General features: G+C 61.7%; 13 protein-coding genes. 4 read left to right on the top strand and 9 right to left on the bottom strand.

The window, feature by feature from the left end:
• Position 1 precedes the first annotated feature (1 nt).
• From QRN22_RS22430 to QRN22_RS22410, 5 genes are all read right to left on the bottom strand, one after another.
• Complete coding sequence (locus tag QRN22_RS22430; protein ID WP_042553334.1) at positions 2-646, bottom strand: PilX N-terminal domain-containing pilus assembly protein; 645 nt, start codon at positions 644-646, stop codon at positions 2-4.
• The gene (locus tag QRN22_RS22425) at positions 643-1,491 is read right to left on the bottom strand and encodes a PilW family protein (protein ID WP_042553335.1); all 849 of its coding nucleotides are present in this window, start codon (positions 1,489-1,491) and stop codon (positions 643-645) included. The genes QRN22_RS22430 and QRN22_RS22425 overlap by 4 nt, the downstream gene beginning before the upstream one ends.
• Positions 1,488-2,054, bottom strand: a complete 567-nt coding sequence (gene pilV / locus QRN22_RS22420) for a type IV pilus modification protein PilV (protein WP_373565131.1) — start codon at positions 2,052-2,054, stop codon at positions 1,488-1,490. The genes QRN22_RS22425 and pilV overlap by 4 nt, the downstream gene beginning before the upstream one ends.
• A 14-nt stretch (positions 2,055-2,068) precedes the next feature.
• Positions 2,069-2,575, bottom strand: coding sequence for a GspH/FimT family pseudopilin (locus QRN22_RS22415; RefSeq protein ID WP_042553337.1), 507 nt, complete (start codon positions 2,573-2,575; stop codon positions 2,069-2,071).
• Positions 2,576-2,677: 102 nt separating this feature from the next.
• On the bottom strand, positions 2,678-3,169 hold the full coding sequence (locus tag QRN22_RS22410; protein WP_042553338.1) for a GspH/FimT family pseudopilin: 492 nt from the start codon (positions 3,167-3,169) through the stop codon (positions 2,678-2,680).
• A 109-nt stretch (positions 3,170-3,278) separates the two neighbouring features.
• On the opposite strand from QRN22_RS22410, the gene thiO reads away from it, so the two are divergent.
• The gene (gene thiO / locus QRN22_RS22405) at positions 3,279-4,376 is read left to right on the top strand and encodes a glycine oxidase ThiO (RefSeq protein ID WP_042553339.1); all 1,098 of its coding nucleotides are present in this window, start codon (positions 3,279-3,281) and stop codon (positions 4,374-4,376) included.
• A gap of 36 nt (positions 4,377-4,412) precedes the next feature.
• Here thiO and QRN22_RS22400 read toward each other — a convergent pair whose 3' ends face one another.
• The 4 genes from QRN22_RS22400 to QRN22_RS22385 all read right to left on the bottom strand — a co-directional run bounded on the left by QRN22_RS22400 (position 4,413) and on the right by QRN22_RS22385 (position 8,718).
• Positions 4,413-5,750, bottom strand: a complete 1,338-nt coding sequence (locus tag QRN22_RS22400; RefSeq protein WP_042553340.1) for a sigma-54-dependent transcriptional regulator — start codon at positions 5,748-5,750, stop codon at positions 4,413-4,415.
• Positions 5,751-5,753: 3 nt separating this feature from the next.
• Positions 5,754-7,346 carry a sensor histidine kinase gene (locus QRN22_RS22395; RefSeq protein WP_042553341.1) on the bottom strand — a complete coding sequence of 531 codons (1,593 nt, stop codon included), beginning with the start codon at positions 7,344-7,346 and terminating at the stop codon, positions 5,754-5,756.
• A complete protein-coding gene (locus QRN22_RS22390) occupies positions 7,336-7,578 on the bottom strand; it encodes a PP0621 family protein (RefSeq protein WP_042553342.1) in 243 nt (80 codons plus the stop codon). Before QRN22_RS22390 ends, QRN22_RS22395 begins: the two co-directional genes overlap by 11 nt.
• Positions 7,579-7,716: 138 nt before the next feature.
• Positions 7,717-8,718: an outer membrane protein assembly factor BamD gene (locus tag QRN22_RS22385; RefSeq protein ID WP_042553343.1), complete on the bottom strand. Its 1,002-nt coding sequence runs from the start codon at positions 8,716-8,718 to the stop codon at positions 7,717-7,719.
• A 147-nt stretch (positions 8,719-8,865) separates the two neighbouring features.
• On the opposite strand from QRN22_RS22385, the gene rluD reads away from it, so the two are divergent.
• The 3 genes from rluD (at position 8,866) to clpB (ending at position 13,466) form a co-directional block, all read left to right on the top strand.
• On the top strand, positions 8,866-9,840 hold the full coding sequence (rluD, locus tag QRN22_RS22380) for a 23S rRNA pseudouridine(1911/1915/1917) synthase RluD (protein ID WP_042553344.1): 975 nt from the start codon (positions 8,866-8,868) through the stop codon (positions 9,838-9,840).
• Positions 9,837-10,577, top strand: coding sequence for a peptidoglycan editing factor PgeF (gene pgeF / locus QRN22_RS22375; RefSeq protein ID WP_042553345.1), 741 nt, complete (start codon positions 9,837-9,839; stop codon positions 10,575-10,577). The genes rluD and pgeF overlap by 4 nt, the downstream gene beginning before the upstream one ends.
• 324 nt (positions 10,578-10,901) lie before the next feature.
• Positions 10,902-13,466: an ATP-dependent chaperone ClpB gene (gene clpB, locus QRN22_RS22370; protein WP_042553346.1), complete on the top strand. Its 2,565-nt coding sequence runs from the start codon at positions 10,902-10,904 to the stop codon at positions 13,464-13,466.
• Positions 13,467-13,724 lie beyond the last annotated feature (258 nt).

Below are 13,724 nucleotides of genomic sequence, written 5' to 3'. Positions count from 1 at the left end.
CTCAATTGTTCAGGCCAAGATAGATATTGGCGTGAGTCGATTGCAGGTAAACCTGATCGTCCGCCTTGGCATTGTTAAGGTAGTAATAGGTGCCCTGGCCTTCCGCGACCATGCCGTACTCCGCGTTCACCGCAGCATTGCCCACGGTTAATGCGCGCGTACTGTTCCAATACGTTGTCTGCGTGGAGCCTGTTTCTCGGTTACCAGCTACCGTCTGATTGGCTGCGTCCGTCCCGCGATAGGGCATCCATAGCAGGCTCTGAGTCGATTCGCTCTTGAGAAAACTGTCTTTGGTCAGCCAAGGCTTATCCACGAAATTGAGTAGGTCTGCGTCATTGATGGCCAAGAGGCAAGGTTTGTTGAGGCCATTGGCCTTCAGCGTATTTGTTATTTGACAGTTGGCCATCTTCCCTTCCAGCTTGTCTGCCAAGTTGGCAGGGCCGTAATAGCGGAACTCTGCTTCGCGAAGTGCTGCATCGGCTGCACTTTGCTGTTGAGTATCGTGGGCTCTGTTTGCAGTGATACGGCTTTCCAGCGTGGTACCACGCATGCTGCCAACAGCCATTAGCGTCAGTACGAGCAACATCACAAGTGCGACGACCAGGACGGCCCCGTTTTGCGAGTGGCGATCAGAAAGTTGAGTCATGGCATTAGGTTCCTGACGGTCTGGGTGCTTCCCACAACTTGGTAGATGCGTTTGCTGTCACCGTTCTGCAGGCGCGTTTTGGTGGTGTTAGGGGCTGAGACCAGCCAGTCGGCGAGTATTTTCGAGTCGTCACTATCGCGTTGCCCGGTGCGGCTTGCCATCAAAAGGGAGTAGCGCACGCTACGGATGGCGCCAGAGCTCGTGGTCCAGTCTTTTTGCGGGACGAAAGAGGTGACTTCTTTCGACAGTACATCGGCGCTGCCGATGCCGAAGTCCACGCGCATATCAGCGATGCCTGTGAGCTGTTCGGTAAATTGAGGTGTAGTCGCGTTCAGACTCTTGCAGAGAAGCCTGCCGTTCTGCAGTTCGGTGGACGCTCCCGGTTCGTATTTGAAGGCTAGGACGATCAGATCACTTGCGGTCAGGTTCGGCGGGAAGGCCTGAGTGAATGTGGTGCTGCTGGCCACGCCCTGGCAATCGAGATCGCCACTTACCTGAGGTTGATAGCGCAGGCAGAACCCTGTTCCTTCCGAAGCGTCCAGGCCGGTAATCGAGGCCCCCGCAGCGAAGCTCATGCAGCCCCCCGATGCTTCACGCTGAGGAAAGGCAAGCTCCTCCAAACTCGACGGTGTACGGCGATAGCCGGCCTTGCCCAGATACTGATCTATTAGCAGTGACGCGAAGCGGCCACTATCCAGATTGCCGCTTTGGCTCTGCTGGAACAGGTAATGACGCTGGTTATCGATATAGACCTGAGTAATGCCGAGGATCAGGAAACTGCTGATCGCCAGCGCAATCAGCAGCTCGATCATCGATAGGCCATATTGGCGCTTGATATCGCTCATGGCTGCACTCGCACGGTGTAGGTACAGATGGTGGAAGAGTTGTTGGTATCCGCCGCGTCCAGGCAGGTGCCTTCACGAACCTGCCAGGCGAGGCGAATTTCGATCATCGAGCCTTGACCGTTGCAATTGCCTGCGCTGCTGCTACGACAGATATACGAATCGCTGACGAATACCGTCGAGCCACCCGGCAGTAAAGCCTTGGCTTTGCTGGCCCAGCAGTCGCGCTGCTCTTTTGCGGTCTTGGCTATGACGGTAGCGCTGGACACGCATGCGGCGGTATCGGAGAAGTCGGCAGTTTTGGCTTTGTAGAAGATCGAACTGGACTTGAGTCCATTGTTCATTGGGAACTGTGGTGCAGTATTATTGAAGGTTTCGCCTGGGTTGGTACGGATGATCTCGATCAGTTCGCTGGCCAGATCCACGGCCACGTTACGCTGCACGGAGTCTTGCGAGTACTGCACGCTACGTCCTTGCAGAGCGACCATGCCCAGCACGCCGACCGTGGTCAGCACCAGCGCCACCAATACCTCGATCAGGCTGAATCCCCGATTGTGTTTGCTCATCGCCATTCGCCCCTTCACTGGCACTTGCTCATATCGCTGCTGGTCCCATTCTTGCCCCGTGGCCAAGCCTGGATGCTGCCGCTAGGCTTGACGTCGATGGTGAAGCCATTCGCTGAATCTGTTCCCTGACAAGTCACGAGCGTTGCCTCTGTGCCGCTCCCGTTGTAGCGAAAGCTGATCGGGGTGGTTGTCGTGGTTGCCGTGATGGTGGACGGAATGTCCAGCCGGCGGATGACATCGGTATCGGTACAGGCCTTCTTCACTGTCCAGGCAGTGTCTTCCTTGCAGGCCCTGACGAAGGTGCGCCGCTCGACTGCGCTGGCGCGGGCGAATTGCAGCAACTCCAGCAGCTCGTTGTTGAACGACTGAGTACGACTCTTGTTGATGAACTGAGTGAAACTTGGCACTGCGATGGCTGCAAAAATGCCGACCAGAGCGATGATGATCATTAGCTCAATCAGGGTGAAGCCACGCTGCGTATGCGAGTACGCCGATGGCTGGCTATCCGAGAGTCTTGGCATGGTTGTCCAGTCTGAATACAGGAGGGCAAGCGAATCCTGACGGCTCCGTTGTTGCCTGTCTTGCGGCTGGAGATGATCGGTTCCGCGGCGCGGATGGCCGGTCTAGCAACATTTCGATTTGTGGCCGCTGTCATGTTTCAGGCGACCCTGGCGGTTGAGGATCAGCTGCCGATGGGGGCCGTTCGCATTGCAGAAGGAGAAGGTGCCGTTGCTTTTCCAGCTGGTGCCGTTGGGGTGGAAGTGAATGCTGTCACTGCTGAAACCGGACCAGCAGAGGTTCTTCGTGGGTGCCTGTTGCTGGCGCAGCAGGGTGGGGTCGCTACCTGTCGTGGTAATCAGCCAGTAGCCGGCCCAATCACCGTCGCAGGCCTCTCCGTCGCTGGAGCCGCACAGCCGATGGGGGCGTCCGAAGAGAACGGCCTTGGCGCGGGTTTTCTGGATGTACTGGGTGAGCAGGTCGAGGGCGATTGCCTGGCGCCTGCTTTCCATCCAGCTCGCGAACGATGGCATGGCGAGGTTAACCAGGGTCAGAAGAAGGGCAAGCGTAGCCAGCCATTCCACGAGGCTGAACGCCTTCTGTTGATCTCCGTTCATGATGCAAATCCCTTTGCGCGTATCATTGGCGGCCTTCCTGGCCTGCCTTTTCTGTTTAGACCCTGAGGTGTCGCTGTCAAGGTTTGCCGTTCATGCGATGGGGTGAGTTGTGCGTGCGGATGTGATCGTTGTTGGCGGCGGGGTCATCGGGTTGTTGTCGGCCTATCAACTGGCTGCGGCAGGCAAGCGGGTGACGCTGCTCGACCGAGGGCCCTTGGGTGGCGAGGCATCCTGGGCGGGCGGCGGAATCGTTTCGCCGCTGTATCCCTGGCGTTACAGCCAGGCGGTGACGGCGCTGGCCCACTGGTCTCAGGATTTCTACCCCGGGCTTGGTCAGCGGTTACTGGCCCAGACGGGTCTGGATCCCGAGGTGCATATCACCGGGCTGTACTGGCTGGATCTGGAAGATCAGGCCGAGGCGCTGGCCTGGGCGCAGCGTGAAGGGCGACCCTTGCATGAAGTTTCCGTCGACTCCGCTTACGCCGCCGTTGCGCCATTGGGCGAGGGGTTTCAACGCGCCATTTACATGTCGGGCGTGGCCAATGTCCGCAACCCGCGCCTGGTGAAAGCGCTGCGTATGGCACTGCAGGCAATGCCTGCCGTCACGCTGATCGAAAACAGTCCGGTTGAAGGTTTCGTGCGCGATGTCGATCGGGTTGTCGGCGTGCGTACCGCCGACGGAGAGTCGTTGGGCGAGCAGGTGGTAGTGGCGGCGGGGGCCTGGAGCGGCGAAGTGCTGCGTAGTCTCGGGCTGGCATTACCGGTAGAGCCGGTGAAGGGGCAGATGATCCTGTTCAAATGCGCCGAAGATTTTCTGCCGAGCATGGTGCTGGCCCGTGGGCGCTACGCGATTCCTCGCCGTGACGGTCATATCCTGGTGGGCAGTACGCTTGAGCACGCCGGCTTCGACAAGACCCCCACCGCCGACGCCCTGAGCAGCTTGCGCGCGTCGGCCGAAGCCTTGCTGCCGGCGCTGAAGGATGCCCAAGTGGTTGGGCACTGGGCTGGGTTGCGGCCCGGTTCGCCCGAAGGCATTCCGTTCATTGGCGAGGTGTCCGGCCACGAGGGCCTGTGGTTGAACTGCGGGCATTACCGCAATGGCCTGGTGCTGGCACCAGCGTCCTGCCAGTTGCTGGTGGACCTGATGCTGGGGCGGGAGCCGATCATCGATCCTGCTCCTTATGCGCCATCGGGGCGGTTGGCGTAGCGCCGTCAGGCACGGTCGTCCTGAGTGGCGCTGCGGTCAGTCGATCCCGAGCTTCTTCAGTCGATAGCGCATCGAGCGGAAGCTCAGGCCCAGGCGCTGGGCTGCGGCGGTGCGGTTCCAGCGGGTTTCTTCGAGGGCCTGCATGATCAGTTTGCGCTCGACGTCTTCCAGGTAGTCCTCGATGTTGTCGATCTGTGCCAGGCTGGCATCGCCGTTCTCGCCGGCAGATGAGGCGTCGGCCAGGCGCAGGTCGTTGGCACAGATCACATCGCCTTCACACAGCGTGTAGGCGCGCTCCAGCATGTTTTCCAGTTCGCGCACGTTACCCGGGAAGCGGTAGCTCTTCAGCTTGTCCAGGGCCGGGCCATCGAGCTTCACGGGTGGCAGGCCGATGCCCTCGTTGAGGCGCTTGAGCATGACGTCGGCGAGCAGTGGGATGTCTTCGCGGCGTTCACGCAGTGGCGGTACGCGCAGTTCGATGACATTGAGGCGGTAGTACAGGTCTTGGCGAAAGCGTCCGGCAGCCACTTCGGCGGCGAGATCCTTGTGGGTGGCGCAGAGGATGCGGGTATCCACCACCACCTCCTGCTGGCCGCCGACACTGCGAACGGCCTTCTCCTGGATCGCCCGCAGCAGCTTGACCTGCATGGCGAGCGGTAGATCGGCCACTTCGTCGAGGAACAGGCTGCCGCCGTTGGCCGCCTGAAACAGGCCCTGCTTGTCTTCGATGGCGCCGGTGAAGCTGCCTTTCTTGTGGCCAAAGAACTCGCTTTCCATCAGCTCCGATGGAATGGCGCCACAGTTGACCGGCACGAAGGCGCGCTCCCGGCGCGGCCCCTGTTCGTGGATCAGGCGCGCTACCAGCTCCTTGCCACTGCCAGACTCGCCGCTGATGTAGACCGGCGCCTGGCTGCGCGCCAGTTTCTGGATCTGTGCACGCAGCGCGCGCATCGGTGGCGATTCACCGAGCAGACGGCTGGCGCCTGGTGCTCCTTCATCGTCCGTGCCCCCCAGGCGCAGAGCGGTGGCGACCAGTTCACGCAGGCGGCCGAGGTCGACCGGCTTGGTGAGGAAGTCGAAGGCACCTGCCTTGAGCGCGTTGATCGCGGTATCCACGCTGCCGAACGCAGTGATCATGGCCACCGGGGTCTGCGGATAGCGCTGCTGGATGTGCTGCACGATATCCAGGCCGGTGCCGTCGGGCAGGCGCATGTCGGTGAGGCACAGATCGAATGGCTCCTTGGCCAGCCAGTCACGCGCTTCCTTGACGTTGCGCGCGCTGCGCGTGTCGAGCTTCATGCGTCCGAGGGTGATCTCCAGCAGCTCGCGGATATCGGGTTCGTCGTCGACGATCAGGGCTCTCTGGCGATTCATCGTTCAGCTCATTTTGCGCGGATGAGCGAAGGTGATACGGAAGCATGCGCCGCCGCCTTCGCGTGGTTTGTAGTGAAGATGAGCCTGGTTGCTTTCGCAAAGCTCGCGGGAAATATACAGGCCCAGGCCGGTGCCTTTGTTTTCCGTGGTGTAGAAAGGCTCGAAGATGTGATGCAGTTGGTCCGCAGGAACGCCGGGGCCGTCATCGAGCACCTCGAGTACCGGCAGATCGCTGCGCGGGTCGCGGAACAGTTTCAGCCACACCTGGCCCTGCGGATTGAGCTGAGCGCTGTAGCGCAAGCCGTTCTGCACGAGGTTGGTGATCACCTGGGTCAGCTGGTTGGGGTCCATGCGCGTCTGAATGCTGCTGCCTTCGATGGCCAGGTGCAGAATTTTCGTGGTCGGGGCGGTGCTGCGAAATTCTGCGGCGAAACGGTGCAGCCAGTACTTGAGGTCGAGCAGCTGCGGCTCCGCCTGACGGCGTCGAGACAGCTGCAACACGTTTTCGATGATCAGGTTCATGCGGCGCGAGTGATCCTGAATGATCTGCGCCAGACGCTTGTCCGGCCCATGCAGGTCCTCGGACTCCTGAAGCAGTTGCGCCGCGTGGCTGATGGCGCCCAGCGGATTGCGAATCTCGTGGGCGATGCCTGCGGTCAGTCGGCCGAGGGCGACCAGCTTGAGTTGCTGGGCCTGCTGGGCAATCTGCGAGATATCGTCGAGCAGGATCAGCGTGTGGCGCTGGCCGCCGCGTTGCAGGGCGATGAAGCTGGGTTGCAGGGTCGGGCCATCGACACGTGCCTGCAAGCTGGTTGGGCGCAGGCTGGTATTTTCCTGCCAGTACTGCAGGCGCTTGACCAGCTCTGTGCAGTGCGGGTCGAGAATCTTGCCGGCCAGATGCTCTTGCCCCAGCAGGCTCAAGGCCCCCTGGTTGGCCAGCAGCACGCGATGCTGCTCGTCGACCACCAGAATGCCGGTACGCATGCGCTGCAGGATCAGGTTGTTCAGGGCTTCCAGATCCGCCACGTCGGCGGCACGCTGCTCGGCGAGGATTTCACTGGCCTGCAGGCGCCGCGTCACACCCTGTACGAACAGGGCGGCGGTGAAGCACAGCGCGCCCAGGGCCGCGGCCTGCACGTACTGACTGCTGGCTTGTGGATGGTTGAGACTGAGGTAGAACGTCAGGTAGATCAGGCCGATCGCCGCGCTCGCAGCGATCAATACGCCCACTCGGCCACGCAGCAGGATATTGGCGATCGCCACTGCAACGATCAGCAGGTTGCCGATACCGCTGGGCGTACCACCACCGGCATAGAACAGTGCAGACAGCAAAATGACGTCGACCAGCGCCACGCCGAACACTTGAATGAGGCTGCGCGGGTTGTGAATGAGCACTGCGACGAAGATATTGAGGATCAGGTACAGCCAGCTGGCGCCGCGGAACATTGGCACGTGCGCCAGTTGGAGCAGCTCTGCATCCAGGTCGGCGGAGACCAGCAGGACCAGCAAGACGCCGATGAGCAGGCGGTACAGGTGGTACAGCCTGAAAATACGCCGGCCCTGGAGGCCGCTCAGTGCGAGGGCTTTATCGGGCACCGGGCTTGCGGCCTTGTTCGAGATGCGCCTGGCTGCAGTACCAGCGCTCTGCCAGCTGTACGGCATGCTGCTGTGGCGTGTGCACGCCGCAGTGGGCGCAGCGCACCATCGGTGCCGGCGTGTCTGCCGGTGGCGGCGTCTGGCGTCGGCGAGCCGCACCGACGTAGCGGCGCCATACCCAGATGACGGCGAAGATGATGGCAATCCAGAACAGCAGGCGGAACAGGCCCATGACGCTCTCTTCATATAGAGGAATGCGCCAGTTTAGCCAAGGAAGGGGTGTGCGGACAGTTGCCTGGTCAGCGTTTTTGCTCGACCGGAATGCAAAATGCCAGTCGATCGACTGGCATTTCGTGTGTTGCGGTGCTGATCAGTCGAACAGACCGAACGTTGCGTAGCTGAACCAGGAGCGTTTGCTGCCTTGCGGCTCATCGCTTTGCTCGGTCTGGTTTTCCGGCTTGAGTTCGGCAGGGATCTGATCCGAGGCTTCTTCGTACTGACGAATCACATCCTGGCTAGCCTGGGTCTGGCTAGGCGGAGGCGGTACATCGCTCTCGATCAGGCCCAGTGTGGCCTTGGCCAGCCAGGAGCGGCTGTCGGCTTCCTCTTCGCGGGGCACGAACTCGCCGTTGACCAGGCTCGGGTGATCCGGGTAGTTGAGTTTCAGAGTTTCCAGGCTGGTCGCGGCCAGGTCGTCCAGGGTCAGGCGCTGATACGCCTCGACCATCACGGCCAGGCCGTCGCCGACGGACGGCGTTTCCTGGAAGTTTTCCACCACGTAGCGGCCACGATTGGCTGCGGCGACGTAGGCCTGACGAGTCAGGTAGTAGTGGGCGACGTGAATTTCGTAGGACGCCAGCAGGTTGCGCAGGTAGATCATGCGCTGCTTGGCGTCCGGCGCGTAGCGGCTGTTCGGGTAGCGGCTGGTCAGCTGGGCGAACTCGTTGTACGAGTCGCGGGCAGCGCCCGGGTCACGCTTGGTCATGTCCAGCGGCAGGAAGCGCGCCAGCAGGCCACGGTCCTGGTCGAACGAGGCCAGGCCCTTCAGGTAGTAGGCGTAGTCGACGTTCGGGTGCTGCGGATGCAGGCGGATGAAACGCTCGGCGGAGGAGCGCGCGGCTTCCGGCTCGGCGTTCTTGTAGTTGGCGTAGATCAGCTCGAGCTGCGACTGCTCGGCGTAGCGGCCGAACGGGTAGCGCGACTCCAAAGCCTTGAGCTTGGTAACGGCGCTGGTATAGCTACCGTTGTCCAGATCTTGCTGAGCCTGCTGGTAGAGTTCTGCCTCGCTGAGGTTTTCATCCAGGACTTCCTTGGACGAACAGGCGGCGGTGAGTGCGAGGATGGCGATCAGCAGCAGGTGTTTCACTTGCATGGCGGCTTGCGTCCCTGGGACGGCGGCTGTCTTGGGCAGGGCCGTCCTGTTATGATGAGCGCCCCCGGTACCCCTGGGGCAAAGACGCCGTATTTAACCACAAGCGTGTAGCTGAAACCAAAGGCTATGCCCCCGCCGTTGCCGAGCATGTCATCTATTAATAAGCAGGCCATTCAGTTATCCGCCGAGGTGCCCTACGATCTGGGCGGTCAACGCCTCGACCAAGTCGCCGCCCAGCTGTTCGCCGAGCACTCGCGCTCGCGCCTGTCCGGCTGGATCAAGGAGGGCAATCTGACCGTCGACGGTCAGGTGCTGCGCCCCCGTGACATCGTTCACGGCGGCTCCGTGCTGGCCCTCTCCGCCGAGCAGGAAGCCCAGGGTGAATGGATCGCCCAGGACATCGAGCTCAACATCGTCTACGAAGACGAGCAGATTCTGGTGATCGACAAGCCGGCTGGCCTGGTCGTGCATCCGGCTGCCGGGCACGCCGACGGCACCCTGCTCAATGCGCTGCTGCATCACGTGCCGGATATCGTCAACGTGCCGCGGGCGGGCATCGTCCATCGTCTCGACAAGGACACCACCGGTCTGATGGTGGTGGCCAAGACCATCGAGGCGCAGACCCGCCTGGTCGATCAGTTGCAGAAGCGTACGGTCAGCCGTATCTATGAATGCATCGTGATCGGCGTGATCACCGCCGGCGGCAAGATCAACGCTCCCATCGGGCGTAGCTCCTCGCAGCGCCAGCGCATGGCCGTGACCGACGGCGGCAAGCCCGCTGTCAGTCATTACCGCGTACTCGAGCGTTTCCGTTCGCATACCCACAGCCGGGTCAAACTGGAAACCGGGCGCACGCACCAGATTCGCGTGCACATGAGCCACATCGGCTATCCGCTGGTGGGTGACCCGGTGTATGCCGGGCGCTTCCGTATTCCTCCGGCCGCCAGCCAGACCATGGTGCAGAGCCTCAAGGAGTTTCCGCGTCAGGCCCTGCATGCTCGGTTCCTCGAGCTGGATCATCCGATCACCGGTGAGCGGATGAAATGGCAGTCACCGCTGCCCGATGACTTCGTCTGGTTGCTGACGCTGCTGCGTCAGGATCGCGAGGCTTTCATCGGATGAGTGGCAAGGCCCATGACTGGTTGACGCCCAATTGGCCCGCGCCAGGTTGGGTGCGGGCCTGCGTGACCACCCGCGCTGGCGGTGTGAGCACGGCACCTTACGACAGCTTCAACCTCGCCGAGCATGTCGAGGATGACCCAGTAGCCGTGGCCAAGAACCGTCAGCGTCTGCTGAGTCAGCTGGGTTGCCGTCCGGCCTGGCTGCAGCAGGTGCATGGCATTGCCGTCGCCCAGGCTGACCCGGAAACGGTCGCGCAAGCCGATGCCAGTTGGACATCGACGCCGGGCGTTGCCTGTACGGTGATGACCGCCGATTGCCTGCCCGCGCTGTTCTGTGACCGCGCCGGCACCCGCGTCGCCGCCGCCCATGCGGGTTGGCGTGGTTTGGCGAACGGTGTGCTGGAGGCCACTCTGGATGCGCTGGCCATCGAGCCTGACGACACCCTGGTATGGCTCGGCCCGGCCATCGGTCCCCAGGCTTTCGAGGTCGGGCCCGAGGTACGTGAGGCGTTCGTCAGTGTGCATGCCCAGGCCGCCAGCGCCTTCGTGCCCAGCGCCAATGCTGGCCGCTTCATGGCGGACATCTATCAGTTGGCGCGTATCCGTCTCGCTGCCCGGGGTATCAACGCCCTGTATGGCGGCGGGTTCTGCACCGTCAACGACCCGCGCTTCTACTCCTACCGCAGTGCCGCGCAGACCGGCCGGTTCGCTTCGCTGATCTGGTTGGCGGATCGCTGAGCGCAATTTCGGCAGCGTTATGCCGCAATAATGGCGTTATCAGACTCAATCGCCGCGAGGTCGCGGCTCCCACGGATCGGTGTTAGCTCACGATTGCGTGGGAGCGTCGCCCTCGGCGCGATGCGTTGGCGTTAACGTCCGCCAACCTTCGCTCCAGGGCCAAAATGCTACGACGGTTGCGTTGCCGGTCACTGCACTGACACCTATCAAAACCGTCTCCGCTTGAAACCCGCGCAATCGGCCTCATCTATGCTCCATCTCGGCAGGTTCTTCATTTAGGCGCATCCATCGCGCCGGCCTGCCTCCAAGAGGAAGGATGACGCCATGCGAATCGACCGTTTGACCAGCAAGTTGCAACTTGCCCTTTCCGACGCCCAGTCCCTGGCTGTCGGCCACGACCATTCCGCCATCGAGCCGCTGCACCTGATGCTGGCGCTGCTCGACCAGCAGGGCGGCTCCATTCGCCCGCTGCTGATGCAGGTGGGCTTCGATGTGAATGGCCTGCGCCAGGCCCTGAGCAAAGAGCTCGATCACCTCGGCAAGATCCAGAACCCGACTGGCGATGTGAGCCTGTCCCAGGATCTGGCGCGTCTGCTCAACCAGGCCGATCGCCTGTCGCAGCAGAAGGGTGACCAGTTCATCTCCAGCGAACTGGTGCTGCTTGCCGCCATGGACGAGAACACCAAGCTGGGCAAGCTTCTGCTCGGCCAGGGCGTGAGCCGCAAGGCTCTGGAAAACGCCGTGAACAACCTGCGCGGCGGCGATGCGGTGAATGACCCCAATATCGAGGAGTCCCGTCAGGCGCTGGACAAGTACACCGTCGACCTCACCAAGCGTGCCGAAGAGGGCAAGCTCGATCCGGTGATCGGTCGTGACGATGAAATCCGCCGGACCATCCAGGTCCTGCAGCGCCGCACCAAGAACAATCCGGTGCTGATCGGCGAGCCCGGCGTGGGCAAGACCGCCATTGCCGAAGGGCTGGCCCAGCGGATCGTCAATGGTGAAGTGCCGGACGGCCTCAAGGACAAACGCCTGCTGTCATTGGATATGGGCTCGCTGATCGCCGGTGCCAAGTTCCGCGGCGAGTTCGAGGAGCGCCTCAAGGCCGTACTCAACGAACTGTCCAAGCAGGAAGGCCGCATCATTCTGTTCATTGATGAACTGCATACCATGGTCGGAGCCGGCAAGGCCGAGGGCGCCATGGACGCTGGCAACATGCTCAAGCCGTCCCTGGCTCGTGGTGAACTGCACTGCGTGGGCGCCACCACCCTGAACGAGTATCGCCAGTTCATCGAGAAGGATGCCGCGCTGGAGCGTCGCTTCCAGAAGGTGCTGGTCGACGAACCGAGCGAAGAAGACACCATTGCCATCCTGCGCGGCCTCAAGGAGCGTTACGAGGTGCACCACAAGGTGGCCATCACCGACGGTGCGATCATCGCCGCGGCCAAGCTCAGCCATCGCTACATCACCGATCGCCAGTTGCCGGACAAGGCCATCGACCTGATCGACGAAGCCGCCAGCCGCATCCGCATGGAAATCGACTCCAAGCCGGAGGTGCTTGATCGACTGGACCGTCGTCTGATCCAGCTCAAGGTGGAAGCCCAGGCGCTCAAGAAGGAAGAAGACGAGGCGGCCAAGAAACGCTTCGTCAAACTGCAGGAAGACATCGCCAAGCTCGAGAAGGAGTACTCCGATCTCGATGAAATCTGGAAATCGGAAAAGGCCGAAGTTCAGGGCTCGGCGCAGATCCAGCAAAAGATCGAACAGTCTCGTACCGAACTCGAAGCGGCTCGCCGCAAGGGCGACCTGAACCGCATGGCCGAATTGCAGTACGGGATCATCCCCGACCTGGAGCGCAGCCTGCAGATGGTCGATCAGCACGGCAAGACCGAAAACCAGTTGCTGCGCAGCAAGGTCACCGAGGAAGAGATTGCCGAGGTCGTCTCCAAGTGGACCGGCATTCCGGTGTCGAAGATGCTCGAGGGTGAGCGCGACAAGCTGCTGAAGATGGAAGGGCTGCTGCACCAGCGGGTCATCGGTCAGGACGAGGCCGTGGTGGCCGTCGCCAATGCCGTGCGTCGTTCCCGGGCAGGCCTGTCGGACCCTAACCGGCCCAGCGGCTCGTTCCTGTTCCTTGGCCCGACCGGTGTCGGCAAGACCGAACTGTGCAAGGCGCTGGCCGAGTTCCTCTTCGATACGGAAGACGCTCTGGTGCGCATCGACATGTCCGAGTTCATGGAGAAGCATTCCGTCGCTCGTCTGATCGGCGCCCCACCGGGCTATGTCGGTTACGAGGAGGGCGGCTACCTGACCGAGGCAGTACGCCGTAAACCCTACTCGGTGGTGCTGCTCGACGAGGTCGAGAAGGCTCACCCGGACGTCTTCAACGTGCTGCTGCAAGTGCTCGAGGATGGTCGCCTGACCGATAGCCATGGCCGTACCGTGGACTTCAAGAACACCGTGATCGTGATGACCTCCAACCTGGGATCCGCGCAGATTCAGGAGCTGGTCGGTGATCGCGAGGCGCAGCGCGCGGCGGTCATGGACGCGGTGGGCAATCACTTCCGTCCGGAGTTCGTCAACCGTATCGACGAGGTGGTGGTGTTCGAACCGCTTGCCCGCGAGCAGATCGCCGGCATTGCCCGTATCCAGCTGTCGCGCCTGCTGCAGCGCCTGGCCGAGCGCGAGCTCAGCCTGGAATTGTCCGACGAGGCGATGGACAAGCTGATTGCCGTGGGTTACGACCCGGTGTACGGCGCACGGCCATTGAAGCGGGCGATCCAGCGCTGGATCGAGAACCCGCTGGCGCAGATGATCCTGGCTGGCAAGTTCAACCCCGGCAGCACAGTGATCGGCAAGGTCGAGGGTGACGAAATCGTCTTTACCTGAGGCCCGTGCTAGCGGAAATAAAAACGGCCGGTGTGAGCGATCACACCGGCCGTTCTATTTCGGCTCTCTTGTGGCCAGGGGAAGGTCGGCGCTAACAAAGCTGTAGCGGAATGTGCAGATCACTGTGGGAGCGGGCCATGCCCGCGAAAAAGTCACGGGCATGGCCCGTTCCCACAATAGAACGATCACATAAGGCAGCAGAGTGAACTGGTCAAGTAATTCTGGACACCGTTTATGGTTTAGGCCGCCAGCTTCTCT

This window comes from Pseudomonas sp. MEJ086, assembly GCF_030209025.1.
GTDB lineage: Bacteria > Pseudomonadota > Gammaproteobacteria > Pseudomonadales > Pseudomonadaceae > Aquipseudomonas > Aquipseudomonas fulva_A.
This window is presented reverse-complemented; position numbering and strand designations above follow the sequence as displayed.